This window comes from Psychrobacter sp. CX16, assembly GCF_057396245.1.
Genome location: NZ_JBXYJF010000015.1, coordinates 41990 through 66869 on the forward strand (window position 1 = coordinate 41990; position 24880 = coordinate 66869).

Sequence of the window (24880 nt, forward strand, 5' to 3'; positions counted from 1 at the left end):
GCCTGACTTCTCTTTAATTTTATACTGTGAGGCATCCCATGCAAACGTTATATATTCACTCAGAAAATCCACAGCCACGACTAATTGAACAAGTGGCGAATGCACTCAAAAACGATCAGCTTATCGTCTATCCTACTGATACCAGTTACGCTTTTGGCTGCAAAATTGGCTCTAAAAATGCACTAGAAAAATTACGTCACATTCGTCAACTTGATGACAAACATCAATTTACACTTTTATGCCGTGATTTAAGTGAAATCGCTACCTATGCAACCGTAGACAATCAGCAATTCAAACTACTCAAGGGCAACACTCCTGCGCCTATTACTTATATATTAGAGGCCACAAAGGATGTACCTAAAAAACTCTCACACCCTAAGAAAAAAACCATTGGTATTCGTGTACCCTCTAATCCAATCGCCCAAATGATGCTTGAAGCCATGGATGAACCAATACTAACTAGCTCATTAATCTTGCCAGAGACCGAAACACCGCTTGCGCTAGATGATCCTTTTGATATTGAAGACAAGCTTGCCAATAACATTGATGTGATGATTAATGCGGGTGTATTAACCACTAAGTTGACTTCTGTAGTCGATATGACTCAATTTCCACCAGAGCTTGTGCGACAAGGCGAAGGAGATGTTTCAAAAATTATTGAATAATTGAACATTAATATCCGAATAGTCTAGATATCTCGCTGCATTTTAAAATGACATAAGAAAACCTCAGTAACCATATTAAAATATGTTCTAGAACATAATTTAAAAAGCTACTGAGGTTCTTTTATTAGCACGATGACTAATAGACTTTGCTAACCTTAAATGAGTTTATTCAACTCAAATAAATATTAGTCGCGATCTACCAATTCAACATATGCCATTGGTGCATTATCACCATCACGATTGCCACATTTGATGATACGTAAGTATCCACCTGGACGATCTTGATAACGTGGTGCTAGTGTACCAAATAGTTTACCAACCATATCTTTATTGCGCATACGGCTGAAAGCCAGACGGCGGTTAGCAACTGAATCTTCTTTTGCCAATGTAATCAAAGGCTCAGCCACACGGCGAAGCTCTTTAGCTTTTGGTAATGTTGTTTTAATCAGTTCATGTTCAAACAATGAGTTTGTCATGTTCTGGAACATTGCCTTACGATGGCTGCCGGTGCGACCCAGCTTAACTCCACTCTTACGATGTCGCATGGTCAAATATCCTTAATAGTTTAACGGCTACGGTAAGAAAAACGGTCATCAACACGTAGGTCAGCTGGTGGCCAATTCTCTAGGCGCATATCCAGTTCAAGACCTTTAGACGCTAATACGTCTTTGATTTCAGTTAATGACTTCTTACCAAGGTTTGGTGTTTTAAGCAATTCAGTCTCTGAACGCTGTACCAAATCGCCGATATAGTAAATGTTTTCAGCTTTCAAACAGTTTGCTGAGCGAACCGTTAGTTCAAGGTCATCCACTGGGCGTAATAGCACAGGGTCAACCTCTTCTTTCTCTTTCACAGGCTCTGGCGCTTCTTCTGCTTCTAAATCTACAAAGATTGAGATTTGTTGCTGCAAAATAGTTGCTGCTTTGCGAATTGCTTCTTCAGGATCGATCGTACCATTGGTTTCAAGTTCAATGATTAAACGGTCAAGATCCGTGCGCTGTTCAACACGAGCATTTTCAACTTGGTAAGCAACGCGTGATACTGGGCTAAAGCTAGCATCCAATTTCAAGCGGCCAATTGCTTTCGTGTCGCCATCTTCACGGCGTAAGTTAGCAGGCTCATAACCACGGCCCATAACCACACGTAAGCGCATTTTTAGGTGACCACGGTCACCTAAAGTACCTAGAACCAAATCAGGGTTAACAATATCAACGTTATGTGGCAGTTCGATATCTGCCGCAGTGATAGTGCCAGGACCTTTTTTATCTAGTGTCAAAAATACTTCATTTTGATCGTACATTGTAATTGCTAGACCTTTTAGATTTAATAATAAATCTAAAACGTCTTCTTGCAGGCCTTCAAGGGTAGAATATTCATGATCTACGCCTTCAATTTCTGCTTCAATAACGGCTGCACCAGGCAATGAAGATAGAAGAATACGACGAAGGGCATTACCTAAGGTATGCCCAAAGCCGCGTTCCAACGGCTCGAGCGTGACTTTTGCATTGGTTTCATCAACCGCATCCACGTTAATGGCATTAGGGGTCAGAAACTCGGTAGCATTTAGCATCATATTGTCACCTCGATTAGTTAATCAAATTATTGTTAGCGATTATTTAGAGTACAATTCAACGATTAAGCTTTCGGTGATTTCTGCAGGCAAATCAATACGATCTGGTGCTTTCTTAAATGTACCTTGCATTTTGCTATGATCAACGTCTAACCATTCAGGGATACCACGTTGAGTTGCAAGCTCAATTGCATTCTTAATACGCAACTGTTCTTTCGCTTTCTCATGGATGGCGATTACGTCACCATCTTGAACTTGGATAGATGGAATGTTCACACGAACAAACTCATCACGACCCGCTTTTTTCAACATAACAGCACGATGGCTTACTAGCTGACGTGCTTCAGCACGAGTTGAGCCAAAGCCCATACGGTATACTACGTTGTCTAAACGACGCTCTAGCATTTGCAGTAGGTGTTCACCTGTTGCGCCGCGAGCACGTGCAGATTCTTTATAATAGTTAGCGAACTGACGCTCTAATACGCCATAAATACGTTTAACTTTTTGCTTCTCACGAAGCTGTAATGAGTATTCTGAAGCTTTATTGCGAGTGTTGCCGTGTTGACCAGGTACTCGACCTGCTTTTTTAGTCTTTACGTCATAAGGTTTAACACCTGATTTTAATTGTAAATCAGTACCTTCACGACGCGACAACTTTAATTTTGGACCTATATAACGGGCCATGCTTGTGTCTCCTTGAGTTACGTCTTAATAGTAACTTGTAACGGTAATTTCGTCTTAATACACACACCGTAACTTTGCTTTTAATAAAGCAAAGCATACGGTAACAATAGTTTATACGCGACGCTTTTTAGGCGGACGGCAACCGTTGTGTGGGATTGGGGTTACATCAGATATGCTGTTAATTTTATAACCTAATGCACCTAAAGCTCTTACCGCAGACTCACGACCCGGTCCTGGACCTTTAACCAGAACATCGACATTTTTTACACCATATTCTTGAGCTGCTTTACCAGCAACTTCAGCTGCAACCTGAGCTGCGAATGGTGTAGATTTACGTGAACCACGGAAGCCTTGTCCACCAGAAGTGGCCCAAGCCAATGCATTACCTTGACGATCAGTAATCGTTACAATGGTGTTATTAAAAGACGCATGAATGTGGGCTACGCCCTCTGATACCGAACGACGTGCCGTTTTTTTACGACCACGGGTGTCTTTTGCCATCTTTTAGCTTCCTAAGTTAATTATCTTTTAATTGAACGAATCGGACCCTTACGAGTACGAGCGTTATTCTTCGTGTTTTGACCTCTTACAGGTAAGTTACGACGATGGCGGATGCCACGGTAACAACCTAAATCGACCAAACGCTTGATATTCATTGAAACTTCACGACGAAGGTCACCTTCAGTCATGTAGTTACCAACTTGTGCACGGATAGCATCAAGCTGCGTGTCATCTAATTGACTGATTTTAGTAGTAGGTTCGATGCCAACCGCTTCTAAGATTTGCTTAGCGGTAGTACGACCAATACCAAAAATATAAGTCAATGAAATCACTGCATGCTTGTTATCCGGAATGTTGACGCCGGCAATACGAGCCATTGATTTCTCTCCAGTTATGAAAAATGAGTCTTTATTATATTAAGAATAATAGTCAGACTTATGTTTCAGATTTTGCCATTTACTAAATCGCTTTATTTATCGATTGGCTTTGATACCAAAACAGGAAATAAAGGATAGCAAACGACGGCAAGTGGCGGATGATAACTCATCCGCCCTATTTTTTCAAGTGTAATTCACAACTTGTGCTTTAATGACTCAAAACACAATTAATATAAATTAACCTTGACGCTGTTTGTGGCGTGGTTCAGCTTTACAAATAACATGAACACGACCTTTGCGGCGTACGACTTTGCAGCTACCACAAATCTTTTTAACAGATGCTTGAACTTTCATAATATTCTCCTGTTGAACAAACTCTCTTAGATAGGCTACATGTAGAACTTATTTAATAAGAGTTTGATCATGATACTGATGTGTCATTAAGTGAGCCTGTAGCTGGGAGATAAAGTCCATAACTACGACTACCATAATTAAGAGTGATGTACCACCTAAGTGGAATGGTATGCCAAATGAAGACTGTAGTAGCATCGGCATCAAACAAATGACAGTCATGTATATCGCACCGATAAAGGTTAAACGATTTAATACATGATCTAAATAACGTTGTGTTTGAAGACCCGGTCTAATACCTGGAATGTATGCCCCACTACGCTTCAAGTTCTCAGCTACTTCACGTGGGCTAAAAACTAGCGCCGTATAGAAATAACAGAAGAAAATAATCATCGCTCCAAATAGCACTAAATATAATGGCTGACCTGGCGCTAAGACTAAAGACATAGTTTGTAATAGTTGTTGCCACATACTTGGATCAGCAGAGTTACCAACCCACTGGCCTAAACTTGCTGGGAACATCAACAACGCACTGGCAAAAATTGCTGGAATAACACCGGCCATATTAATCTTTAAAGGCAGATGTGATTGCTGATCAGCATAAATTTTGCGGCCTTGTTGTTGCTTTTGAGCATAGTTAACCGGAATACGACGCTGGGCTCGTTCAATAAAGACGATACCTGCGGTAACCGCTATACCTAAAACAGCAAATACAAGCAGTACAATCAAGCTTTGCGGATCGTTCCGAACCATCTCAAAAGATTGCCCTAACATACTAGGAACACTGGATACAATACTGGCAAAAATCAGCATCGAAATACCGTTGCCCACACCGCGCTCTGTAATTTGTTCACCAAGCCACATCAAGAACATGGCACCTGCTACAAGCGAGCTTACAGCAGGAATATAAAAGGTTAAACCTGAGGATAAAGTCAGATTTTGACTGATTAATCCAGTACACATAAAGATGGCTTGAATAGATGCCAAAAAGAGAGTCCCTTGACGCGTATACCTATTAAGTTTACGGCGCCCGGCCTCTCCTTCTTTTTTTAAGGCTTCCAATGATGGCAACACAGCTGACATCATTTGAACAATAATAGAAGCCGAAATGTAAGGCATAATACCCAAAGCCATGATAGACATTCGCTCTAAAGCACCACCTGAGAACATATTAAACATGCTCAAGATGGTGTTTTCGTTACGAGAGAATAGCTCTGCTAGGCTAACTGGATTAATACCAGGAACTGGGATATGTGAACCTAAACGGTAGACAACCAGCGCCCCTATCAAAAATAACAGACGATTCCATAGCTCATCATACTTACGGATAAAGACAAGCGGGTTCATCGGAATTGCAGAGGTAGGCGCAGATTGCTTAGCCATTTAAATTACTCCTCAGTACCCTCAGCGACTTCAACAGTACCGCCAGCAGCTTCAATAGCAGCCTTAGCACCTTTAGTCACTTTAACACCTTTAAAAGTGTAAGCTTTATTAATCTCGCCAGATAAGATGATACGCGCGCGTTTCATGTCATGACGGATAATGTTAGCTGCTTTTAAAGTTTCAACACTGACTACATCGCCATCAAGCTTATTCAGCTCAGATAAACGTACTTCTGCAGTAGTGAATGCCATTTGACTGGTAAAGCCAAACTTAGGCACACGGCGGAATAAAGGCATTTGGCCACCTTCAAATCCACGACGAATGCTTGAACCTGAGCGTGATTTTTGACCTTTCACACCACGGCCACCAGTTTTACCAAGGCCCGAACCAATACCACGACCTTTACGGTGGGCAGTTTTCTTAGCACCAATACCTGGTGATAATTCGTTTAATTTAAGTCCCATTACGCTTCCTCCACTTTAACCATGTAATTGATGCGATTCACCATTCCACGGGTTGAAGGCGTGTCTTCAACTTCAACTGTATGTCCAATACGGCGTAAACCAAGGCCCATAAGACAAGCTTTATGGCTCTTGAGGCGATGGGCACCAGATTTAATTTGAGTAACTTTCATTGTTTTCATCGTAACTCACCTACTTTAATATCTAAAAAATGGTTAGCCCAAGATTTCGTCTACAGATTTACCACGTTTTGCAGCCGCCTTTTCAGGTGACGACATATCACGTAAACCATTGAATGTTGCGCGTACTACGTTTGTTGGGTTCGTTGAACCGTAACATTTAGTTAATACGTCTTCAACACCAGCTGATTCTAATACGGCACGTACAGCGCCACCGGCGATTACGCCAGTACCTTCGTTAGCAGGCTGCATGTATACTTTACTAGCACCATGACGAGCAACGATAGGATGCTGAAGTGTTACGCCATCAAGATCAACAGTGATCATGTTGCGTTTAGCAGCTTCAAGTGCTTTTTGGATAGCAGCAGGAACTTCACGAGCTTTACCACGTCCAAAACCAACACGGCCATTACCATCACCAACAACAGTTAATGCTGTGAATGAGAAAATACGACCACCTTTAACAACTTTTGATACGCGATCAACAGAGACTAACTTCTCTACTAGACCGTCATTTTGTTCTACTTTAGCCATGATTAAAACTCCAATCCATTTTCACGAGCGGCGTCAGCCAATGCTTTAACACGGCCATGGTATTTAAAACCACTACGGTCAAAGGCGACTTTTGTGATGCCAGCAGATTTTCCACGTTCAGCAATAAGTTGACCAACAGCTTTTGCTGCTTCAACGTTACCAGTAGCGCCAGAGCGTAAAGTGCTATCAAGCGTAGACGCTTGAGCCAATACTTCTCCGCCGGTTGGAGAAATGATCTGCGCATAGATATGGCGTGGAGTACGGTTAACTACTAACCGATGCACACCCAAATAGCGGATGTGGGCACGTGTCTTTTTAGCTCGACGTAAGCGAGCAGCTTTTTTATCAAACATGTCATTTCACCTTATTTTTTCTTAGCTTCTTTACGAACCACATGCTCGTCACTATAGCGAATACCTTTACCTTTATAAGGCTCAGGTGGACGATAACCACGGATTTTCGCAGCAGCTTGACCCAGTGCCTGCTTATCATTAGATTTTAAAATGATTTCAGTTTGAGTTGGCGTCTCAGCAGTTACACCTTCTGGAAGCGTGTACTCGATTGGATGTGAATAACCAACGTTTAAGGTTATTTTATTACCCGCTACTTGAGCACGGTAACCAACACCAATCAACTGTAGACGTCTTTCAAAGCCTTCAGATACACCGATAGCAAAGTTGTTCAATGTAGAACGCATTGTGCCAGTGTGCATCCATGCTTCTTTAGAGTCAGAAACAGGTGATAAGATCAGTTGATCATCTTCTTGTTTTAGCTCGACCAAATCATGCAGGTGTAAAGACATAGTACCTTTACTGCCTTTAACTTCAACCTGCTGACCGTTCAAAGTAACACTTACGCCCTTAGGCAATGTTACTGGGGCTTTAGCCACACGAGACATAGGAATATTCCTTAATTACAGATAAATAACGAATGATTATGAAAAAATTAACAGGCACTAGGCCTGTTAATTTATATAATCAGCTCTATATTAGATAAGCTTTTAATACTATTAACTTAATAGGTGCCTAAATAAAGGCGCCTATTATAACTGATTAATAGTGTTTTAAAAAGTTAAATAATACAAATAGTGATTTAAGCAACAAATGCGATTACTTCACCGCCAATACCAGCAGCACGAGCAGCGCGATCGCTCATGATACCTTTACTGGTTGAAACAATTGCAACGCCTAAACCTTGCTGTACCGTGGGAATAGCGTCTTTACCGCGGTATTGACGTAGACCTGGACGGCTGTAGCGTTTAATTACTTCGATAACAGGCTTGCCTTCGAAATATTTTAGTTCGATAGTCAAGGTTGCTTTACCATTGCTTTGTTCAGTTACTTCAGCAGAAGCGATGTAACCTTCTTGAACTAGTAGGTCAGCAATTGACTTACGTAGTTTAGAGTTAGGCATAGCAACATTAACTTTACGTGCCATTTGTGCGTTACGGATACGGGTTAGCATATCAGCAACTGTATCTTGCATACTCATAGTATTACTCCCTTACCAACTAGCTTTACGAACGCCTGGAACATCACCTTGCATTACGCGTTCGCGTAAAATGTTACGTGATAAACCAAACTTACGGAAGTAACCATGAGGACGGCCAGTTACGGCACAACGATTACGTAGTCTTACTGGTGATGAATTACGCGGAAGAGATTGAAGCTCAAGAATTGCTTCCATTCTCTCTTCGTCACTTGCATTTACATCACTAATGATTGCTTTAAGCTTTGCACGCTTCTCAGCATACTTAGCAACCATTTTCTCGCGTTTTAACTCGCGATTAATCATGCTCTTTTTTGCCATAATGCTTTATTCCTATTTGAATGGGAAGCCGAATGCTTTAAGCAGTGCGCGACCCTGCTCGTCATCCTGAGCAGATGTCGTGATAGTGATATCAAGCCCACGAAGGCGATCAATCTTGTCATAATCAACTTCTGGGAAAACGATTTGCTCTTTAATACCTAACGAGTAGTTACCACGACCGTCGAATGCTTTTGGAGAAAAGCCACGGAAGTCACGGATACGTGGGATAGCAATAGCAATGAGACGATCTAAAAACTCATACATTTGCTCGCCACGAAGTGTCACTTTACAACCAATTGGCCATTCTTCACGAATTTTAAAGCCTGCGACAGATTTACGAGCTTTAGTGATGACCGGCTTCTGACCTGCAATTGCAGTCATGTCCGCTACGGCACCTTCTAAAAGCTTCTTGTCTTGTGAAGCACCGCCAACACCCATGTTAAGAGTAATTTTGGTAATTTTTGGTACTTGCATGACGTTTTCTAAGCCCAGTTCTTCTTTGATCTGCTGCTTGTACTGGTCATTGTATAATGATTTTAATCTAGCCATTGCTATTACACCCTTAGTGTTTTACGCAGTCGCCACTACTTCACCGTTTGAGCGATAGACACGTTGTTTGTTGCCTTCATCGTCAAACTGATAAGTAATACGATCAGCTTTTTGGGTTTGCGCATTAAAAATTGCGACGTTTGAGATATGTAAAAATGCTTCTTGCTTAATAATGCCACCTTCAGCACCAGTTGCCGCATTTGGCTTTTGGTGTTTGGTTACAATATTAATACCTTCAACTTTAATACGGTCATTTTTTACCGCTAGCACAGTGCCTTGTTTGCCTTTATCTTTACCAGCAATAACAAGAACAGTGTCGCCTTTACGTAATTTAGCCATGGGTTACCTCTACAGTACTTCTGGTGCTAGTGATACAATCTTCATGAATTGATCACCACGTAGTTCACGAGTTACCGGCCCAAAGATACGAGTGGCAATCGGGGCTTTATTCTGGTTAAGCAATACAGCGGCGTTGTCATCAAAGCGAAGTACTGAACCATCTGGACGACGTACACCTTTTTTGGTACGTACAACCACAGCATTCATTACATCGCCTTTCTTAACACGACCACGTGGAATTGCTTCTTTAACAGATACTTTAATGATGTCGCCTACAGAGGCATAACGACGATGTGAACCGCCAAGAACCTTAATACACTGTACACGTCGTGCACCACTATTATCTGCAACTTCCAGAATTGTTTCAGTCTGAATCATCGCGTTACTCCAATCATATACAACAGGCAATAACTATACTGGTGGAATCACCCCTACTCATCATTAAAACGATGATTCTGGAACGACTTCACTTATCTGGTATGTCACCACAAGGGGGCGTATTCTACCAGTTATTAATGCCAATTGCAATTTGCTTATATTTTTTCCGCTGTTTCCACAACGTCAACTAATTTCCAAGACTTAGTCTTAGAGATTGGGCGTGTTTCAGCAATACGAACCACATCCCCTTCTTTACAGACATTGTTTTCATCGTGGGCTTTAATTTTTGTAGAACGACGGATCTGTTTGCCATATAGTGGGTGACGAACTTTACGTTCGATTAGCACTGTAATAGACTTATCCATCTTGTTACTGACAACCTTACCAGTAACAATACCTACACCTTCGGTTTGTTGAATATCGTTACTCATTAGGCGCCTCTTTGTTTCTCATTAATCAAAGTCTTAATCTGAGCAATCGCACGGCGATTTGCTTTGACTTCGTGTGTGCTACCTAGTTGACCGGTGGCTTTTGCCATACGAAGACGGAAAGCGTCAAGTTGCTTCTCATCTAGTAATCCAGTCAGCTCTTCTACTGATTTGTCTCGTAATTCACTGATCTTCATTACATTATCGTCCGCTTAACAATGGTAGTTTTGAAGGGAAGTTTAGCGGCTGCTAGCGTGAACGCTTCGCGTGCTAATTCTTCTGATACCCCTTCGATCTCATAAAGCATTTTACCTGGTTTGATTTCGCATACCCAGTACTCAACAGGACCTTTACCTTTACCCATACGAACTTCTAATGGTTTTTCAGTAATTGGTTTGTCAGGGAATACACGAATCCAGATTTTACCACCGCGTTTAACTTTACGAGTAATAGCACGACGTGCTGCTTCAATTTGACGAGCGGTCATACGGCCACGTCCAACTGATTTTAGGCCAAATTGACCAAATGCAACAGTGCTACCACGATGAGCTAAACCCGTGTTACGCCCTTTGAACATTTTACGAAATTTGGTACGTTTTGGTTGTAACATAGCTTAACCTCTATCTGTGTTTGCTCTGTCGGAATTGCGACGGTTACCACGGCCGCGACGTTTTGGAGCGCGAGATTTATCTTCTTTAGGAGGATTATAAACGCTATCCATACCATCTAGAATCTCACCACGGAAAATCCATACTTTAACACCAATGGTTCCGTAAGTTGTCTCAGCGCGGATTGATGCATAATCAATGTCAGCACGAAGCGTATGTAAAGGTACACGACCTTCACGATACCATTCAGTACGTGCAATTTCAGCACCACCTAAACGACCAGACAGCTCAACTTTAATACCTTGAGCGCCAGAACGCATGCTGTTTTGTACGGCGCGCTTCATAGCGCGACGGAACATAACACGGCGTTCTAACTGGCTTGCGATACCTTCAGCAACAAGGCGGGCATCTAAATCTGGAGAAGTGATTTCTTCGATATTAACCTGAGCTGGTACGCCCATCATTTTGGTTAATTCTTTCTGTAGCTTCTCAATATCTTCGCCTTTCTTGCCAATTACGATACCAGGACGAGCCGTTGAAATTGTGATCTTAGCAGCGCCAGTAGGACGCTCGATCATAATATGGCTTACCATAGCATTGTCTAACTTCTTACGAAGATAGTCACGTACTTGGATATCGTTGATTAGGTATTCAGAATATTGTTTTGGGTCTGCATACCAGTTAGCGTTGTGTTTTTTTACAACACCAAGACGAATTCCGATTGGATGTACTTTTTGTCCCATGAATTATTCTCCTACCTTAACAGTAATGTGACAGGTACGCTTACTGATACGATCAGCACGACCCTTTGCACGTGGTAGGATACGCTTTAGCGTGATGCCTTCATCCACATAGATAGTTGATACTTTAAGTGTATCGATATCTAAACCGTGGTTGTGTTCAGCATTAGCAATAGCAGACTCAAGACATTTCTTGACGAATACTGCGCCTTTTTTGTTGCTGAACGCAAGGATATCCAAAGCACGCTCAATAGACTTACCACGAATCTCATCTGCGACAAGTCGAACTTTCTGTGCCGAAATGGCGGCACCGCGTAATTTTGCAGTTACTTCCATAGTGAGCACCTTATTTTTTTGCTTTCTTGTCAAAGCCATGACCGCGATACGTACGGGTCGGGGCAAATTCACCTAGTTTATGGCCAACCATTTGCTCACTAATGATAACCGGTACATGAGTACGGCCATTATGAACAGAAATTGTTAAACCAACCATTTGTGGCAGAATCATCGAGCGACGTGACCAAGTTTTGATTGGCTTACGTGAGTTAGACTCAAGAGCGTTCTCTACTTTGGCAAACAGATGCGCATCAATGAATGGACCTTTTTTCAATGAACGAGGCATGAAATTTTCCTTTATTTCTTCTTGGCGCGACGGCGACGGATGATCATACTGTCAGTACGCTTATTAGAACGCGTTTTAAGACCTTTGGTCTTCTGACCCCATGGCGTTGTTGGATGTTTACCCATAGTACGACCTTCACCACCACCATGTGGGTGATCAACTGGGTTCATCGCTGTACCGCGAACCGTTGGGCGAACACCACGCCAGCGTGATGCACCTGCTTTACCAAGTGATTTTAGGTTGTTTTCAGTGTTAGAAACTTCACCGATAACAGCACGGCAATTCACGTGTACACGACGAGTCTCGCCTGAACGCAAACGTAAGATTGCATAGATGCCATCTTTACCAAGTAACTGAACTGATGCACCAGCTGAGCGAGCTAATTGCGCGCCTTTACCGATTTTTAGTTCAACGTTACTAATAACAGAACCTACTGGAATATTTTTTAATGGTAGGCAGTTACCTGGACGGATAGGGGAAGTCTCACCTGACAATACAGTATCACCAACGCTAAGTTTTTTAGGGGCGATAATGTAACGACGCTCACCATCAGCATACTTAAGTAATGCAATATGCGCTGTACGGTTAGGATCGTATTCGATACGCTCTACCGTCGCTGGTATATTGTCTTTAGTACGCTTGAAATCGATAATACGATAATGTTGCTTGTGTCCACCACCAATGTGACGTGTTGTGATACGACCATTGTTGTTACGACCACCTGATTTGCCTTGTGCTTCAACAAGCGGCGCATGCGGACGACCTTTGTAAAGGTGTGGATGCACCACTTTTTCAACAAAACGGCGACCTGGTGATGTTGGCTTTGCTTTTACGATAGGCATGAGTTGTATCCTTATTCGTTGTTCGCTGTTTCGCTAGTAGAAGGTGCAGTTTCTGCAACGTCTTCACCAGCATCAGCCATTTGTACATCTTGACCAGCTTTTAAGGTAACATAGGCTTTTTTATAGTCATTACGACGACCGATGCTCTTACCAAAACGCTTTGTCTTACCTTTAACATTTAAGGTGTTTACTTTAGTAACTTCCACACCTTCAAACATTAACTCGACTGCTTTCTTGATTTCACGCTTAGTGGCGTTTCCATCTACTTTGAAAACCTGAACACCTAGCGAGTCACCTAACAGCTGAGATTTTTCTGAGAACACAGGCCCTTTTAAGACCTGATAAAGTCTTGCGTTATTCATGCTAGTGCTTCCTCAAATTGTTTCGCTGCGTCAACAGACATGATGACTTTATCAAACGCAATCAAGCTAACTGGATCCACTTCGTTAGTGCCTAGAACATTCACATGTGGAATGTTACGAGCCGCTAAATATAAGTTTTCAGAAACTTCATTGGTCACGATTAATGCTCTTGGTGCATTCAGTTCTTCTAACTTGCTGATTAGCTCTTTCGTCTTAGGAGCTGAGATATTAATATCTTCAACTAAAATTAGACGATCTTGGCGAACTAATTCGGCTAAGATACACTGCATCGCACCGCGATACATTTTACGGTTCACTTTTTGTGACCAGTCTTGTGGCTTAGCAGCAAATGCTCGACCACCACCACGCCAGATTGGGCCACGGATAGAGCCTGCACGTGCACGGCCTGTGCCTTTTTGACGCCATGGCTTCTTACCACCGCCAGAAACTTCAGCACGAGTCTTTTGTGCGCGTGTACCCTGACGTGCGCCTGCTAAATATGCAGTGACGACCTGGTGAACGAGGGCTTCGTTGAATTCACGACCAAATGCCGTGTCAGACAGCTCAACCGCTGCGCCTGTAACAGTTTTTAAATTCACGTTAATCCCCTTGCTTAGGCTTTGATTGACGGACGTACGATGACATCGCCACCATTGGCGCCTGGAATGGCACCTTTAATGACGAGAAGACCTTTTTCAGCGTCTACTGACACGACTTCAAGTCCTTGAACGGTAACTTGTTTGTTACCCATTTGCCCTGGCATTTTCTTACCTTTGAAAACTTTACCTGGGCTTTGGTTCTGACCTGTAGAACCCAGCGCGCGATGCGATACTGAGTTACCGTGAGTAGCATCTTGCATACTAAAGTTATGACGTTTTACGCCACCTTGGAAGCCTTTACCTTTGCTTTGACCTGTTACGTCAACAAGTTGCCCTGTTTCGAATAGATCAGCAGCAATTTCGCTACCCGCTTCACGTCCTTCTAGCTCTTCTTCTGTAACACGAAATTCCCACATACCACGGCCGGCTTTAACGCCTGCTTTAGCGAAGTGACCTTTTTGTGCTGCTGTTACGCGGCTGTCACGTCGTACGCCTGTGGTGACTTGAATGGCTTGATAGCCGTCAGTGTCATTCGTTTTTATTTGAGTAATGCGGTTTGCATCGACCTCAACAACTGTTACAGGGATAGAAGCGCCTGTTTCAGTGAAGACACGGGTCATGCCGCATTTCTTACCGACTAAACCGATCGCCATGTTAAACCTCTTTATATCTTCAATTAATAGTTTGGGTAATTTTTACTAAGTCGCTCTATATTAATCAGTACGCATTAATTAGTGACATACTTATTGATTAACCCAATGCGATTTGAACGTCTACACCAGCAGCCAAGTCCAACTTCATCAATGCGTCAACTGTTTTATCAGTTGGTTGCACGATGTCAAGCATACGCTTGTGAGTACGAATCTCGTACTGATCTCGCGCGTCTTTGTTGACGTGTGGCGAGGTTAGGACGTTGAAACGCTCTATGCGAGTAGGCAACGGTACAGGACCACAAACTTGCGCACCAGTGCGCTTTGCGGTATCGACAATCTCTTGTGCCGACTGATCGATCAATCTATGATCAAAAGACTTTAGTCGGATACGGATTCTCTGGTTAGCCATGCCAGCAAGCTCCTAATAAATGGTTTTATCTGTGATTATTGCCCTAATGACAGTAATCGATGATAAATAGCCGTTATATAAATGATTCATTTTTTGGTCAAATAATGATTAAAACCACATCTAACAATACAAAAAACAAAATAAGTTTAATCCTTGCCCACCATTTCCATTTAGGAAGGTAGCAAAGAAGAATGAAATTAGTGCCGGAAACGATGCTCCAGCTGTATTAACGTCAAGCTTTAGAAGTGTTGATTGTTTAAATACGTTACCGTATTTCCACTTGCATCCACTTGAAACGCTCATATAAATTCAGTGGTGTGTATTATACACAGCTCACAGATGATTGCAAGTTTAATATTTATTACTAACCGCTTTAAACTCGGGCTTAGCAGCAATATTTACAGATTAATAACATTTATTTTAAGCGGTTATTCGACTGCCTACTACCCTGCTTTACTTAATAATGAGTTTATAAATAATAGCTATAATTAGTCTAAAACGATGTCATATTGCTCTTGGGTGTACAGATTTTCGACTTCAAAAGTAATCACTTTGCCTACTAAATACTCTAAATCAGCAACCGTGTCCGCCTCAGACGATAGTAATAAGTCAATCACTGCCGCATGCGCCACCACTGTAAACTTCTTCGGTGAGTTATAAGTGCGTGCACAGCGCATGATTTCACGGAAAATCTCAAAACAAACCGTTTCAGCCGTTTTAATAAAGCCTTTGCCCTCACAGGTCTTACACGGCTCGCATAGCTGCTGTTCAAGCGATTCACGGGTGCGCTTACGGGTCATCTCAACCAGTCCAAGCTCACTGACCTGAGTAATTTTAGTTTTGGCATAATCTTGTGATAACTGATGCTGCAGACTCTCTAACACATCATCTTTATGCTCTTGCTCTAGCATGTCGATAAAGTCAAGAATAATGATACCACCTAAATTACGCAATCTCAGCTGTCTAGCAATGGCGTGAGTGGCTTCTAAGTTGGTTTTGTATACTGTGTCCTCTAGAGAGCGACCACCGACAAACGAGCCTGTATTGACATCAATGGTGGTCATCGCTTCGGTTTGATCGATAATCAGATAACCGCCAGATTTTAAATCGACACGGCGCTTGAGCGCATCGCGTAGGTCATCCTCAACACGGTGGACATCAAATAAAGGTTGCTCACCGGTATAGGGCAGAATACGCGGATAAACAAAGGGTACAAACTCTTTGGCAAACTGACGTACTTCGTTATACATGCCTTCGTTATCAACGATGACCTTTTCGGTATCGGCATGCACTAGATCGCGAATGGATCGTAGCGCTAAAGACAGCTCTTGATAGATGAGCACGGCAGTTTTATTACTAATCGCCGACTCTTCTTTTCGCGCTTGAATAGTACGCCACAGCTGTACAAGATAATAGATATCTTCTTCAAGCTTAGCGACGGGTACCCGCTCTGCGGCAGTACGAGCAATCAAACCACCGGTTAAACTCACTGTTTGCATTAGCTGCGACAGCTCCGTCTTTAAGCGAGTACGCTCTTCTTCATTATCAATACGCTGTGAAATACCGATGTGCTCGCTTGATGGCAGATACACAAGGTAGCGAGATGGTAAAGAGATATTAGTCGTTAGCCGTGCGCCCTTAGTACCCAATTGGTCTTTGGTGACCTGTACCAGTATTTTCTGACCTTCTTGCAGACGGTATTGAATCAACTCATGGCGCGGAGGCTCAATGATTTGTCGGTCTTTGGTCGTAGATGGCTTTGGATCTATTTGAGTGATGGCATTACCCACCGTATCTGGCAAATCGCTATCTGATTGATTGGACTCATCTGCTAATGCCGATTGCTTTTCGCGTAACCCTGCTGACTCAACTTCTGCTTTCTTAAGAGCGGCCATGGTCATATTATTGGCATCTTTAGCATCACTGCTTTCAGAATTCACAACCGAACCGTTATCTGTCGCCACATTTTCGGCTAAATGCTCACAACGATCAACCGGCATACTGGTCAGTACGGTCGGTTCTCGTGTGACATGATGATGGGTAGTCGTTTCGGGTGGTTTTTCTTTAGGAGGATTGCGCGGTACACGGCGCATATCATTGACATGCAAAAACGCAGTACGTGATTGACCAATATCCACAAAAGCGGCCTGCATACCCGGCAAAACACGCACCACAGTACCGAGATAAATATTGCCCACTAGACCTAGCTTATTGTGCCGCTCAATATAAATCTCGCTGACCACGCCATTGTCCAAAACGGCAACTCGAGATTCCATTGGGCTGACATTAATGAGTAGCTCTTCTGACATAGCAGACCTTTTACCTTATTATTCTATGAGTAATGAAGCGTTATAATTATCGACGAGACATTGTTATATTTTTACTTGTTCTCAGTGTAGCACTGGCACCGATAAATTGTTATCTTTCGCCCATTATCGTTTATCAAATTTGTGTTGTAGCCTATCTATCGCCGCCAAGGTTTGCGCCAACGGCAGGCCTACCACATTGGTATAGCTGCCATTAATACGCTCTATCCAAGCAGCACCTCTGCCCTGAATCGCATAGCCGCCCGCTTTATCTTTCGGCTCACCGGTCGCCCAATACGCTTCCATCGCCTCTTCATTTAACTCAATAAAGACAACGTCTGTTTTTTCTAATACAGTCTCTGCATCTAGGACCTGACCAGTACTATCGATTACGGTTAATTGAACCGCTGTCCAAACACTATGACTATTAGCTGACATCTTTGACCACATCGCAAAGGCATCTGCCTTGTCAGTGGGCTTGACCAGAATACTATGCCCATCACTGAGCACGCCTATCGTGTCTGAGGTGATAATTAGACTATGATTGTCGTTATCATTATTTTCTTGATGCTGATTGAGCGTATTGATTAGTGATTGACATGCTTCTTTAGCTTTGGCACCCACCATGCGCACAATATAGTCTTGCGGTAATTCGTTAGTCTCTACTGTCTCATCTATTTCCACCGCTTGAGTCACAAAATCAAGCTCCGCCAATGACAGTAGTTGCCGACGTCTGGGCGAGGTAGAAGCAAGAATAATATTCATTATAAATCCAGTAGTCGTGTTTTTGGTAAAGCTAGAAATAGTTTGGGTTAATTAGCATCGGTTTAGAGATAATCTTCTTTTAGAAAAAAGCTAGCGTCTAAAACGCACTAATGCTAAATAAACCAACGGCCACGTCACAATACTAACCAATAGACCAGAGATGCCGCCAGTAAAGAAGATATTTTGGGTGATATATTGTACCAACCACAATATAATTTGGAACACAATCAGCGCACCCGCTGCGACCAACCAAGTCATGGATAGATTAAGGTCTCGAATATATTGATTAATAAAACGAATCGCAAAAGCCATAACCACTGCCGCAAACCCTTGTTGCCCTAAACGCGTATCTAATAGTAAGTCGCAAATAATACCCACGATAAACGCTGTACCCACACCCACATATTTGGGTTTATAGATAAGCCAAAACACAAGCACCATGATAAGTGCCATAGGGCGTAGACTCGAAGCACTTAAACTCATGGGGTAGATATTAATGACAGATGCAATAACAAAGCTTGCAACAACAACCAGCAAGGCTTGCATCGGATTTAAGGAGGGTTTCATCATAATGCCGGTAGCACCTATTAGTGAACGCTTAGGCAGTCATTATAAGGTGATAGCCAATCGCTGGGAACAGTGATTTATACCACATTGTGACTTATATCAGGGTCCAGCGATACGGCTAGGCGGTACATAAGCCGGCTCGGTTAACTCTAAAGACTCTGTAAAAGTATCATCGGCATAGGTCGGTACATTTTCACTGTCTTGCATAATAAGCACGTAAGAGCTGTCAACAAAGTTGGCCGCTGGTGTGACTTTGACATTCAAGAAGTTATCTTTTTGAGTCGGGTTGATGTATTCAATACGTCCCACTCGGTAACCGGCTGGAAAACGTCCACCCAAACCTGATGAAACTAATTCATCCCCAATACGAATGTCAGAGGTCTTGAATATATAATCAAGACTCAACGCATTCGCAGAGCCTTGCCCCGACACAATTGCACGCTGGCCGGTACGTCTTACTGTCACTGATACCGATTGCAGCTCATCAGTAATCAGTAGCAAACGACTGGTATTAGGATAGACATTGATGATTTGGCCTAAGATACCATTTTCATCAATAGCGGTCTGACCCACTTCCACACCATCTTTACTGCCCTTATTAATCACCACGATTTGCTTAAGTGGATTGGTATCGGTACCAATTACTTGTGCTAAATTTAAATCGTATTGATCCGGTTTAGTCGTTGATAAGATGCCTTGCAGTCGTGCGTTTTGCGCCAGAATATAATCTTGCTGCTGTAATTTGGCTTGTGCATGCAATAACTGAGCATGCAGCTGTACGTTTTCACGGCGCAGCGACTCTTTACTCATCATAGTACCATCAGCCCAATGACTGACAAAGGTCGGTAACACTGACAATTGATAAATAGGCTGCATAGCCGCATGACTGGTATCACGCACAGGCGTGAACCAGTGAGGGTTTTTGCTATCTAAAAGCATTAATATCATCGCCACCAATAAAACGGCAGCGGTTTTGCGTAGCGATAGACTGTGTTGAGCAAAGATGCTTGTTGGCATATTAATTTACAAACTTATAGGCTACACGAAAATCATATTAAGGCTTTTATTATTAATAAAAGACAAAGCAGCACCGCCGCCACGGCTTACGCAAGTTAATGGATCTTCTGCAACCGTTACTGGCAGGCCCGTCTCTTTTGACAATAATTTATCAAAGTTACGTAATAATGCGCCGCCACCTGTTAATACAATACCGCGCTCTGCGATATCAGAAGATAATTCTGGTGGGGTTTGCTCAAGTGCTGTCTTCACGGCACTAACAATACCGGTTAATGAATCGCTTAACGCTTTTTGAACTTCTTCAGAAGTGACCGTTAGCGTCTTAGGCACACCTTCTGCCATGCTACGACCACGCACTTCTACTTCAAGTTTGGCGTCTTCGTCAATGGCAGAACCTACGCTTTGCTTAATACGCTCAGCAGTGGTTTCACCAATCACACAGCCATGGTTGCGGCGAACGTGAGTGATAATCGCTTCATCAAAGATGTCACCACCGATACGGATAGAATCAGCGTATACACAGCCTGATAAAGAGATAACCGCAATCTCAGTGGTACCACCACCGATATCAACAACCATTGAGCCACTGGCTTCATGAACTGGCAAACCAGCACCGATTGCCGCTGCCATTGGCTCTTCTAATAAGAAAACTTTGTTCGCGCCAGCAGATGAAACCGCTTCACGAATCGCACGACGCTCTACTAGAGTAGATTTGCAAGGCACACAAACAATCACATTAGGCTGCGCTAAAAAACGCTTAGCTTTTACCTTAGTGATGAAGTGTTTTAACATCTTTTGAGTGACCTCAAAATCTGCAATCACACCGTCTTTCAAAGGACGAATCGCAGTAATGTTATCTGGCGTACGTCCCAGCATCTGCTTTGCATCGATACCAACAGCAGCAACCGTTGGGTTTTGAGTGCGATTACTACGCAAGGCAACCACGGTTGGCTCATCAAGAACCACCCCTTTGCCAGGCGTGTAAATTAAAGTATTGGCAGTACCAAGATCTATGGCGATATTGTTAGATAAAAATCCAAACGGGTTCATGTATCGTATTTCCAGCGTATTGCGAGTTAAGAAGGAGCCGTCATCATCAGGCGCATTAAATTAGCAGAGACAAATAAGGCTCTCAAACGAGTGGGTTTGATATACTAAATAATATTTTGAGATTTTGCCGAACAAATATAAGCAAATACTTTAACTAAAGTTAAGTATGACGACAAGAGTAAAACCAAAAAGTTTAGTGAAATATTAAATTGCTGCAAATTATAGCGCTTAATCGTGCATAAATCATGCGAATATCATATTTTTCATCATTGACTATGTGACTAATTTGCAACATCTCATGTCAGAACCATTACAACACCTTACTACTGACCCATATTGGTCCAAAAGTAATAACAATGACTATCTGACTTTTTGCTGTTATTTCAATAAATGTATTCCAACAAGTGTCGACTAATACTGAACAACATAAAGCATCTGATATTTGCTAGCGAATACAGAGGCCATTATCTAAACTACCTTTAACGTGGTGACCACTGAAAATAAGTGCCAGTTGCTTTATAATATACGCCACTTGCACCACCTATTATATTAATAACGCACAACTCCCTTAAATCACTCCCTTGATATAGGATAATTAGACTCATGACTGACAAATGCACCCCAGGTTCTGATGCACCTTTAAGCGACATCCGCGACGACAAAATCAGTACTGAAGACATCCTAGAAGTGGCCAGACTGTCTCGTTTAGCAGTTGATGACAACACGGCACAAGATTATGCCAATGACATTGATAAAATTTTAAAGATGATGCAGACCATTGCTAGTGTTGATACCGATCATCTAACGCCTTTAGCAAACGTACATGAAGCAGCCCAAGAGCTGCGCGCCGATATCCCGAATGCCGATATCGACCGTGAGTTAAACCAATCTATCGCGCCAGCCGTTGAGCAAGGACTGTATCTGGTGCCACAAGTTATCGAATAATGGCTGCTTAATAAAAGCTATCTAATAAATAAAAGCTAGGCGGCAAAATATAAACGTTAATGAACCCGCCGCTTAATACTAATAGCGATAACTATATTTTTAATCTTATCCTTTTCACTTAACAAATGGACACCCAATATGTCTGACCTACATCATTTATCCATTGCCCATCTGGCAGATGGCTTAAAAAGCCAGCAGTTTAGCAGTATGGAATTAACCGACCACTTCTTAAAACGCATCAACACCTTAGATAAAAAGATTAATAGCTTTATCACCGTTGATGACGAAGGTGCTCGCGAAGCGGCTAAAGCAGCCGATGAAAAACGCAGCTCTGGTGATACCTCTGCCCTATTAGGTATTCCAATGGCGCACAAAGACTTATTTTGTACCAAAGGTCTATTAACCACCTCTGGTTCAAAAATGTTGCACAACTTCGTATCCCCTTACGATGCAACTGTGGTTGCTAATATTCGTGAAGCTGGTGCGGTGTGCTTAGGTAAGCTGAACATGGATGAATTTGCCATGGGCTCAGACAATGAAAGCTCTTATTATGGTGCGGTACATAATCCTTGGGATTTAAATCGTGTGCCTGGTGGCTCATCTGGGGGCTCTGCTGCTGCCGTTGCTGCAGGTTTTGTACCCTTTGCTACCGGTAGTGACACGGGTGGTTCTATTCGTCAGCCCGCGTCATTTTGCGGTTTAACGGGTATCAAACCAACCTATGGCCGTGTATCACGCTTCGGTATGATTGCGTATGCCTCAAGCTTAGATCAGGCCGGTACCTTCGGCCGATCAGCAGAAGATTGTGCTTATTTGCTACAGCCTATGGCCGGTCATGACCCACGCGACGCGACCTCTATCAAGCGCAATGTACCAGATTATGTTGCCAATATGCATACTGCCGCAAAAGATGCAGATGCCAGCAAACCTTTTGCTGGTCTACGCATTGGTGTGGCAAAAGAATACTTTGATAAAGGCTTAGACTCTGAGGTAGAAGCCAATGTTCGTTCGGCATTAAAACAGTACGAAGACTTGGGCGCGACTATTGTTGAGGTAAACATCACTGATCCAGAGATTACCCTAGCTACTTATTATATGTTAGCGCCAGCAGAAGCATCATCAAACCTATCTCGCTTTGATGGGGTTCGTTTTGGCTATCGCTGTGAAGATCCAAAAGACCTAGCAGATTTATATACCCGCTCTCGTTCAGAAGGTTTTGGTGCTGAGGTTCAGCGCCGTATCCTAATGGGTACTTACGCCCTATCAGCCGGTTACTGCGATGCCTATTACAACAAAGCGCAAAAAGTACGTCGTCTAATCTTGCAAGACTTTAAAGATGCCTTTGAGAAGTGCGATGTGATTGCGAGCCCAACTGCACCAACCGCAGCGTATGAATTAAACACAGCGCTTGACCCAGTGACTATGTATTTAGGTGACGTCTATACCATCGCGGTGAACCTGGCCGGTCTGCCTGCGATTAGCATGCCGGCCGGTTTAACAGATGCCGGTTTACCGGTCGGTTTACAGCTTATCGGCAAGCACTGGGATGACAGCAAACTGTTATCAACTGCACACCTATTCCAGCAACATACTGACCATCACACCAAGCTATCTGCTACTGCACAGGAGAGCATCTAATGACTGCTATCACTGAAAGCAACACCACACACCAGCCCGTTCGTAAAGAATTACTTGTTGATGGCTACGAAGTGGTCATTGGTATTGAGATTCACTGTCAGCTTAATACTGACAGTAAGATTTTCTCAAGCTCACCGACTAAATTTGGTAATGAGCCAAACACCCAAGCCAATATCGTTGATTTGGGCTTGCCCGGTGTTTTGCCTGTACTAAACGAAGGACTTATCGAACGTGCCTTAAAATTTGGTATCGGTGTTAATGCGGAACTGGGTATGCTAAATACCTTTGACCGTAAGAACTACTTCTACCCTGACTTACCAAAAGGTTATCAAATTACCCAGATGGCCAACCCTATCGTGGGTAAAGGCTATATTGACGTTATCGTTAATGAAGGCGAGAAAAACGAATACAGCAAACGTATTGGTATCACACGCGGTCACTTAGAAGAAGATGCTGGTAAATCTGTACATGATGCGGTTGCTGGCATGACAGGCGTTGACTTAAACCGTGCTGGCACGCCATTAATTGAGATTGTGTCTGAGCCAGACATGCGTTCAGCGAGCGAAGCGGTTGCGTATATCAAGGCTATCCATCAGCTAGTCACATGGCTTGATATCTCAGATGCCATCATGGCTGAAGGTTCATTCCGCTGCGACTGTAACGTATCTGTTCGCCAACCTGGCGAAGAATTTGGTACCCGTACCGAGCTTAAAAACCTAAACTCATTCCGTAACATTGAAAATGCGATTAAACGTGAAATTGAACGTCAAATCGATATTATCGAGGACGGCGGAAAAGTAGTCCAAGCAACTATGTTGTATGACCCAGATGCGGACGAAACCCGTATCATGCGCACTAAAGAAGATGCGGACGATTACCGCTACTTCCCCGACCCTGACTTGCTACCTGTCCGCATCGAGCAAGAAACCGTTGATGCCATCCGTGCAGCGATGCCAGAGTTACCTGTAACTCGCCGTACCCGCTTTGAAGAAGAGCTTGGTCTATCAGAATATGATGCTCGTGTACTGACTGATAGCCGTGACCTCGCTGATTACTTCGAGACAGTGCTTGAGTCTGTAGGTACTGAGCATGCTAAGCTAACCGCGAACTGGATGATGGGTGAGTTACTTGGCGCGCTAAATAAAGAAGACAAAGGCATCACTGAATCGCCTATCTCTGAAGCGCAGCTGGCAGGTCTATTAAAACGCTTAAATGACAATACGCTATCTGGCAAATTGGCTAAGCAAGTATTCACTGCGATGTATGAGGGTGAAGGCGGTACAGACGCTGATGCAGCAGATAAGATTATTGAAGCCAAAGGTCTAAAGCAAGAAACGGATACTGGCGCAATTAAAGCGATGGTTGAGGAGGTTATCGCCAATAATCAGCAAATGGTTGATGAGTATAAAGGCGGTAAAGAGAAGGCATTTAACGGCTTGGTTGGTCAAGTAATGAAAGCCAGCCGCGGTAAAGCCAATCCGCAACAAGTAAATCAGATTCTAAAAGAGTTATTGGGCTAAATAGTTGCTTTAATACTTGCATTAAAAGC

At 42.9% G+C, this 24880-nt stretch carries 36 protein-coding genes and 1 pseudogene; 4 read left to right on the top strand and 33 right to left on the bottom strand.

The genetic code is table 11. The features are described from left to right. The first annotated feature begins 38 nt into the window (after positions 1-38). On the top strand, positions 39-665 hold the full coding sequence (locus AC2SLM_RS07210) for an L-threonylcarbamoyladenylate synthase (RefSeq protein WP_486552910.1): 627 nt from the start codon (positions 39-41) through the stop codon (positions 663-665). Between the two features lie 185 nt (positions 666-850). Here AC2SLM_RS07210 and rplQ read toward each other — a convergent pair whose 3' ends face one another. The 33 genes and pseudogenes from rplQ to AC2SLM_RS07375 all read right to left on the bottom strand — a co-directional run bounded on the left by rplQ (position 851) and on the right by AC2SLM_RS07375 (position 20748). Then, on the bottom strand, positions 851-1210 hold the full coding sequence (gene rplQ / locus AC2SLM_RS07215; RefSeq protein ID WP_096065015.1) for a 50S ribosomal protein L17: 360 nt from the start codon (positions 1208-1210) through the stop codon (positions 851-853). Between the two features lie 20 nt (positions 1211-1230). After that, positions 1231-2238: a DNA-directed RNA polymerase subunit alpha gene (locus AC2SLM_RS07220; protein ID WP_486552912.1), complete on the bottom strand. Its 1008-nt coding sequence runs from the start codon at positions 2236-2238 to the stop codon at positions 1231-1233. A 39-nt stretch (positions 2239-2277) separates the two neighbouring features. Continuing rightward, positions 2278-2919: a 30S ribosomal protein S4 gene (rpsD, locus tag AC2SLM_RS07225; protein WP_486541836.1), complete on the bottom strand. Its 642-nt coding sequence runs from the start codon at positions 2917-2919 to the stop codon at positions 2278-2280. A 111-nt stretch (positions 2920-3030) separates the two neighbouring features. Further along, positions 3031-3420 carry a 30S ribosomal protein S11 gene (rpsK, locus tag AC2SLM_RS07230; protein ID WP_486531045.1) on the bottom strand — a complete coding sequence of 130 codons (390 nt, stop codon included), beginning with the start codon at positions 3418-3420 and terminating at the stop codon, positions 3031-3033. A 20-nt stretch (positions 3421-3440) separates the two neighbouring features. Further along, positions 3441-3797, bottom strand: a complete 357-nt coding sequence (gene rpsM, locus AC2SLM_RS07235) for a 30S ribosomal protein S13 (protein WP_486541834.1) — start codon at positions 3795-3797, stop codon at positions 3441-3443. A gap of 237 nt (positions 3798-4034) precedes the next feature. After that, entirely contained in the window at positions 4035-4151 is a 117-nt protein-coding gene (gene rpmJ, locus AC2SLM_RS07240) for a 50S ribosomal protein L36 (protein WP_201497744.1), read from the bottom strand. A gap of 48 nt (positions 4152-4199) precedes the next feature. Next, the gene (gene secY / locus AC2SLM_RS07245; protein ID WP_486552913.1) at positions 4200-5531 is read right to left on the bottom strand and encodes a preprotein translocase subunit SecY; all 1332 of its coding nucleotides are present in this window, start codon (positions 5529-5531) and stop codon (positions 4200-4202) included. 5 nt (positions 5532-5536) lie between these two features. Then, positions 5537-5995, bottom strand: coding sequence for a 50S ribosomal protein L15 (gene rplO / locus AC2SLM_RS07250; RefSeq protein ID WP_486552915.1), 459 nt, complete (start codon positions 5993-5995; stop codon positions 5537-5539). Beyond that, positions 5995-6174 (bottom strand): 50S ribosomal protein L30, encoded by a 180-nt coding sequence (gene rpmD, locus AC2SLM_RS07255; protein ID WP_011959727.1) that lies wholly within the window; start codon positions 6172-6174, stop codon positions 5995-5997. The genes rplO and rpmD overlap by 1 nt, the downstream gene beginning before the upstream one ends. A gap of 33 nt (positions 6175-6207) precedes the next feature. Continuing rightward, positions 6208-6705 (bottom strand): 30S ribosomal protein S5, encoded by a 498-nt coding sequence (gene rpsE, locus AC2SLM_RS07260; protein WP_019671650.1) that lies wholly within the window; start codon positions 6703-6705, stop codon positions 6208-6210. A gap of 2 nt (positions 6706-6707) precedes the next feature. Beyond that, complete coding sequence (gene rplR, locus AC2SLM_RS07265) at positions 6708-7058, bottom strand: 50S ribosomal protein L18 (protein WP_486541827.1); 351 nt, start codon at positions 7056-7058, stop codon at positions 6708-6710. An 11-nt stretch (positions 7059-7069) separates the two neighbouring features. Continuing rightward, positions 7070-7603 carry a 50S ribosomal protein L6 gene (rplF, locus tag AC2SLM_RS07270; RefSeq protein WP_486541825.1) on the bottom strand — a complete coding sequence of 178 codons (534 nt, stop codon included), beginning with the start codon at positions 7601-7603 and terminating at the stop codon, positions 7070-7072. A gap of 194 nt (positions 7604-7797) precedes the next feature. Further along, the gene (gene rpsH / locus AC2SLM_RS07275) at positions 7798-8196 is read right to left on the bottom strand and encodes a 30S ribosomal protein S8 (protein WP_486541823.1); all 399 of its coding nucleotides are present in this window, start codon (positions 8194-8196) and stop codon (positions 7798-7800) included. Between the two features lie 12 nt (positions 8197-8208). Beyond that, complete coding sequence (gene rpsN / locus AC2SLM_RS07280; protein WP_486541821.1) at positions 8209-8514, bottom strand: 30S ribosomal protein S14; 306 nt, start codon at positions 8512-8514, stop codon at positions 8209-8211. Positions 8515-8526: 12 nt separating this feature from the next. Beyond that, positions 8527-9063, bottom strand: a complete 537-nt coding sequence (gene rplE, locus AC2SLM_RS07285; protein ID WP_019671645.1) for a 50S ribosomal protein L5 — start codon at positions 9061-9063, stop codon at positions 8527-8529. A gap of 21 nt (positions 9064-9084) precedes the next feature. Continuing rightward, a complete protein-coding gene (gene rplX / locus AC2SLM_RS07290; protein ID WP_486541818.1) occupies positions 9085-9402 on the bottom strand; it encodes a 50S ribosomal protein L24 in 318 nt (105 codons plus the stop codon). A 9-nt stretch (positions 9403-9411) separates the two neighbouring features. Beyond that, complete coding sequence (gene rplN / locus AC2SLM_RS07295) at positions 9412-9780, bottom strand: 50S ribosomal protein L14 (protein WP_007394238.1); 369 nt, start codon at positions 9778-9780, stop codon at positions 9412-9414. Between the two features lie 155 nt (positions 9781-9935). Beyond that, positions 9936-10211, bottom strand: a complete 276-nt coding sequence (gene rpsQ, locus AC2SLM_RS07300) for a 30S ribosomal protein S17 (protein ID WP_486541816.1) — start codon at positions 10209-10211, stop codon at positions 9936-9938. Further along, on the bottom strand, positions 10211-10405 hold the full coding sequence (gene rpmC, locus AC2SLM_RS07305) for a 50S ribosomal protein L29 (RefSeq protein ID WP_028858245.1): 195 nt from the start codon (positions 10403-10405) through the stop codon (positions 10211-10213). Before rpmC ends, rpsQ begins: the two co-directional genes overlap by 1 nt. Then, positions 10405-10818: a 50S ribosomal protein L16 gene (rplP, locus tag AC2SLM_RS07310; protein ID WP_486541814.1), complete on the bottom strand. Its 414-nt coding sequence runs from the start codon at positions 10816-10818 to the stop codon at positions 10405-10407. Before rplP ends, rpmC begins: the two co-directional genes overlap by 1 nt. Further along, positions 10758-11559 (bottom strand): annotated as a pseudogene (gene rpsC, locus AC2SLM_RS07315) (30S ribosomal protein S3). The gene rplP and the pseudogene rpsC overlap by 61 nt, the downstream one beginning before the upstream one ends. Before the next feature lie 3 nt (positions 11560-11562). Further along, positions 11563-11892, bottom strand: coding sequence for a 50S ribosomal protein L22 (gene rplV, locus AC2SLM_RS07320; protein ID WP_026348696.1), 330 nt, complete (start codon positions 11890-11892; stop codon positions 11563-11565). A gap of 10 nt (positions 11893-11902) precedes the next feature. Further along, positions 11903-12178 carry a 30S ribosomal protein S19 gene (gene rpsS, locus AC2SLM_RS07325; protein WP_486541811.1) on the bottom strand — a complete coding sequence of 92 codons (276 nt, stop codon included), beginning with the start codon at positions 12176-12178 and terminating at the stop codon, positions 11903-11905. A gap of 11 nt (positions 12179-12189) precedes the next feature. Continuing rightward, entirely contained in the window at positions 12190-13020 is an 831-nt protein-coding gene (gene rplB / locus AC2SLM_RS07330) for a 50S ribosomal protein L2 (protein WP_486541809.1), read from the bottom strand. An 11-nt stretch (positions 13021-13031) separates the two neighbouring features. Further along, positions 13032-13382: a 50S ribosomal protein L23 gene (gene rplW / locus AC2SLM_RS07335; protein WP_486541807.1), complete on the bottom strand. Its 351-nt coding sequence runs from the start codon at positions 13380-13382 to the stop codon at positions 13032-13034. Continuing rightward, complete coding sequence (gene rplD / locus AC2SLM_RS07340) at positions 13379-13981, bottom strand: 50S ribosomal protein L4 (RefSeq protein WP_486541805.1); 603 nt, start codon at positions 13979-13981, stop codon at positions 13379-13381. Before rplD ends, rplW begins: the two co-directional genes overlap by 4 nt. A gap of 14 nt (positions 13982-13995) precedes the next feature. Beyond that, entirely contained in the window at positions 13996-14634 is a 639-nt protein-coding gene (rplC, locus tag AC2SLM_RS07345) for a 50S ribosomal protein L3 (RefSeq protein ID WP_486541803.1), read from the bottom strand. Between the two features lie 97 nt (positions 14635-14731). Continuing rightward, positions 14732-15043: a 30S ribosomal protein S10 gene (gene rpsJ, locus AC2SLM_RS07350; protein WP_007394248.1), complete on the bottom strand. Its 312-nt coding sequence runs from the start codon at positions 15041-15043 to the stop codon at positions 14732-14734. A gap of 488 nt (positions 15044-15531) precedes the next feature. After that, on the bottom strand, positions 15532-17352 hold the full coding sequence (locus tag AC2SLM_RS07355; protein ID WP_486552917.1) for an Rne/Rng family ribonuclease: 1821 nt from the start codon (positions 17350-17352) through the stop codon (positions 15532-15534). A 123-nt stretch (positions 17353-17475) separates the two neighbouring features. Next, positions 17476-18114 carry a Maf family protein gene (locus AC2SLM_RS07360; protein WP_486552918.1) on the bottom strand — a complete coding sequence of 213 codons (639 nt, stop codon included), beginning with the start codon at positions 18112-18114 and terminating at the stop codon, positions 17476-17478. Between the two features lie 90 nt (positions 18115-18204). Further along, positions 18205-18684 (bottom strand): rod shape-determining protein MreD, encoded by a 480-nt coding sequence (gene mreD, locus AC2SLM_RS07365; protein ID WP_486541797.1) that lies wholly within the window; start codon positions 18682-18684, stop codon positions 18205-18207. A 96-nt stretch (positions 18685-18780) separates the two neighbouring features. Then, positions 18781-19698 carry a rod shape-determining protein MreC gene (gene mreC, locus AC2SLM_RS07370; RefSeq protein ID WP_486552920.1) on the bottom strand — a complete coding sequence of 306 codons (918 nt, stop codon included), beginning with the start codon at positions 19696-19698 and terminating at the stop codon, positions 18781-18783. A 21-nt stretch (positions 19699-19719) separates the two neighbouring features. Further along, the gene (locus AC2SLM_RS07375; RefSeq protein WP_486541793.1) at positions 19720-20748 is read right to left on the bottom strand and encodes a rod shape-determining protein; all 1029 of its coding nucleotides are present in this window, start codon (positions 20746-20748) and stop codon (positions 19720-19722) included. Between the two features lie 603 nt (positions 20749-21351). On the opposite strand from AC2SLM_RS07375, the gene gatC reads away from it, so the two are divergent. The 3 genes from gatC to gatB all read left to right on the top strand — a co-directional run bounded on the left by gatC (position 21352) and on the right by gatB (position 24851). Further along, entirely contained in the window at positions 21352-21693 is a 342-nt protein-coding gene (gatC, locus tag AC2SLM_RS07380) for an Asp-tRNA(Asn)/Glu-tRNA(Gln) amidotransferase subunit GatC (RefSeq protein WP_486541791.1), read from the top strand. Positions 21694-21831: 138 nt separating this feature from the next. Further along, entirely contained in the window at positions 21832-23331 is a 1500-nt protein-coding gene (gene gatA / locus AC2SLM_RS07385; protein ID WP_486552922.1) for an Asp-tRNA(Asn)/Glu-tRNA(Gln) amidotransferase subunit GatA, read from the top strand. Then, positions 23331-24851 carry an Asp-tRNA(Asn)/Glu-tRNA(Gln) amidotransferase subunit GatB gene (gene gatB / locus AC2SLM_RS07390; RefSeq protein WP_486552923.1) on the top strand — a complete coding sequence of 507 codons (1521 nt, stop codon included), beginning with the start codon at positions 23331-23333 and terminating at the stop codon, positions 24849-24851. The genes gatA and gatB overlap by 1 nt, the downstream gene beginning before the upstream one ends. Positions 24852-24880 lie beyond the last annotated feature (29 nt).

Bases quoted from the DNA above. Each gene is read 5' to 3' on its own strand.
- AC2SLM_RS07210 (WP_486552910.1), top strand. From the start codon at position 39: ATGCAAACGTTATATATTCACTCAGAAAATCCACAGCCACGACTAATT.
- rplQ (WP_096065015.1), bottom strand. From the start codon at position 1,210: ATGCGACATCGTAAGAGTGGAGTTAAGCTGGGTCGCACCGGCAGCCAT.
- AC2SLM_RS07220 (WP_486552912.1), bottom strand. From the start codon at position 2,238: ATGATGCTAAATGCTACCGAGTTTCTGACCCCTAATGCCATTAACGTG.
- rpsD (WP_486541836.1), bottom strand. From the start codon at position 2,919: ATGGCCCGTTATATAGGTCCAAAATTAAAGTTGTCGCGTCGTGAAGGT.
- rpsK (WP_486531045.1), bottom strand. From the start codon at position 3,420: ATGGCAAAAGACACCCGTGGTCGTAAAAAAACGGCACGTCGTTCGGTA.
- rpsM (WP_486541834.1), bottom strand. From the start codon at position 3,797: ATGGCTCGTATTGCCGGCGTCAACATTCCGGATAACAAGCATGCAGTG.
- rpmJ (WP_201497744.1), bottom strand. From the start codon at position 4,151: ATGAAAGTTCAAGCATCTGTTAAAAAGATTTGTGGTAGCTGCAAAGTC.
- secY (WP_486552913.1), bottom strand. From the start codon at position 5,531: ATGGCTAAGCAATCTGCGCCTACCTCTGCAATTCCGATGAACCCGCTT.
- rplO (WP_486552915.1), bottom strand. From the start codon at position 5,995: ATGGGACTTAAATTAAACGAATTATCACCAGGTATTGGTGCTAAGAAA.
- rpmD (WP_011959727.1), bottom strand. From the start codon at position 6,174: ATGAAAACAATGAAAGTTACTCAAATTAAATCTGGTGCCCATCGCCTC.
- rpsE (WP_019671650.1), bottom strand. From the start codon at position 6,705: ATGGCTAAAGTAGAACAAAATGACGGTCTAGTAGAGAAGTTAGTCTCT.
- rplR (WP_486541827.1), bottom strand. From the start codon at position 7,058: ATGTTTGATAAAAAAGCTGCTCGCTTACGTCGAGCTAAAAAGACACGT.
- rplF (WP_486541825.1), bottom strand. From the start codon at position 7,603: ATGTCTCGTGTGGCTAAAGCCCCAGTAACATTGCCTAAGGGCGTAAGT.
- rpsH (WP_486541823.1), bottom strand. From the start codon at position 8,196: ATGAGTATGCAAGATACAGTTGCTGATATGCTAACCCGTATCCGTAAC.
- rpsN (WP_486541821.1), bottom strand. From the start codon at position 8,514: ATGGCAAAAAAGAGCATGATTAATCGCGAGTTAAAACGCGAGAAAATG.
- rplE (WP_019671645.1), bottom strand. From the start codon at position 9,063: ATGGCTAGATTAAAATCATTATACAATGACCAGTACAAGCAGCAGATC.
- rplX (WP_486541818.1), bottom strand. From the start codon at position 9,402: ATGGCTAAATTACGTAAAGGCGACACTGTTCTTGTTATTGCTGGTAAA.
- rplN (WP_007394238.1), bottom strand. From the start codon at position 9,780: ATGATTCAGACTGAAACAATTCTGGAAGTTGCAGATAATAGTGGTGCA.
- rpsQ (WP_486541816.1), bottom strand. From the start codon at position 10,211: ATGAGTAACGATATTCAACAAACCGAAGGTGTAGGTATTGTTACTGGT.
- rpmC (WP_028858245.1), bottom strand. From the start codon at position 10,405: ATGAAGATCAGTGAATTACGAGACAAATCAGTAGAAGAGCTGACTGGA.
- rplP (WP_486541814.1), bottom strand. From the start codon at position 10,818: ATGTTACAACCAAAACGTACCAAATTTCGTAAAATGTTCAAAGGGCGT.
- rplV (WP_026348696.1), bottom strand. From the start codon at position 11,892: ATGGAAGTAACTGCAAAATTACGCGGTGCCGCCATTTCGGCACAGAAA.
- rpsS (WP_486541811.1), bottom strand. From the start codon at position 12,178: ATGCCTCGTTCATTGAAAAAAGGTCCATTCATTGATGCGCATCTGTTT.
- rplB (WP_486541809.1), bottom strand. From the start codon at position 13,020: ATGCCTATCGTAAAAGCAAAGCCAACATCACCAGGTCGCCGTTTTGTT.
- rplW (WP_486541807.1), bottom strand. From the start codon at position 13,382: ATGAATAACGCAAGACTTTATCAGGTCTTAAAAGGGCCTGTGTTCTCA.
- rplC (WP_486541803.1), bottom strand. From the start codon at position 14,634: ATGGCGATCGGTTTAGTCGGTAAGAAATGCGGCATGACCCGTGTCTTC.
- rpsJ (WP_007394248.1), bottom strand. From the start codon at position 15,043: ATGGCTAACCAGAGAATCCGTATCCGACTAAAGTCTTTTGATCATAGA.
- AC2SLM_RS07355 (WP_486552917.1), bottom strand. From the start codon at position 17,352: ATGTCAGAAGAGCTACTCATTAATGTCAGCCCAATGGAATCTCGAGTT.
- AC2SLM_RS07360 (WP_486552918.1), bottom strand. From the start codon at position 18,114: ATGAATATTATTCTTGCTTCTACCTCGCCCAGACGTCGGCAACTACTG.
- mreD (WP_486541797.1), bottom strand. From the start codon at position 18,684: ATGATGAAACCCTCCTTAAATCCGATGCAAGCCTTGCTGGTTGTTGTT.
- mreC (WP_486552920.1), bottom strand. From the start codon at position 19,698: ATGCCAACAAGCATCTTTGCTCAACACAGTCTATCGCTACGCAAAACC.
- AC2SLM_RS07375 (WP_486541793.1), bottom strand. From the start codon at position 20,748: ATGAACCCGTTTGGATTTTTATCTAACAATATCGCCATAGATCTTGGT.
- gatC (WP_486541791.1), top strand. From the start codon at position 21,352: ATGACTGACAAATGCACCCCAGGTTCTGATGCACCTTTAAGCGACATC.
- gatA (WP_486552922.1), top strand. From the start codon at position 21,832: ATGTCTGACCTACATCATTTATCCATTGCCCATCTGGCAGATGGCTTA.
- gatB (WP_486552923.1), top strand. From the start codon at position 23,331: ATGACTGCTATCACTGAAAGCAACACCACACACCAGCCCGTTCGTAAA.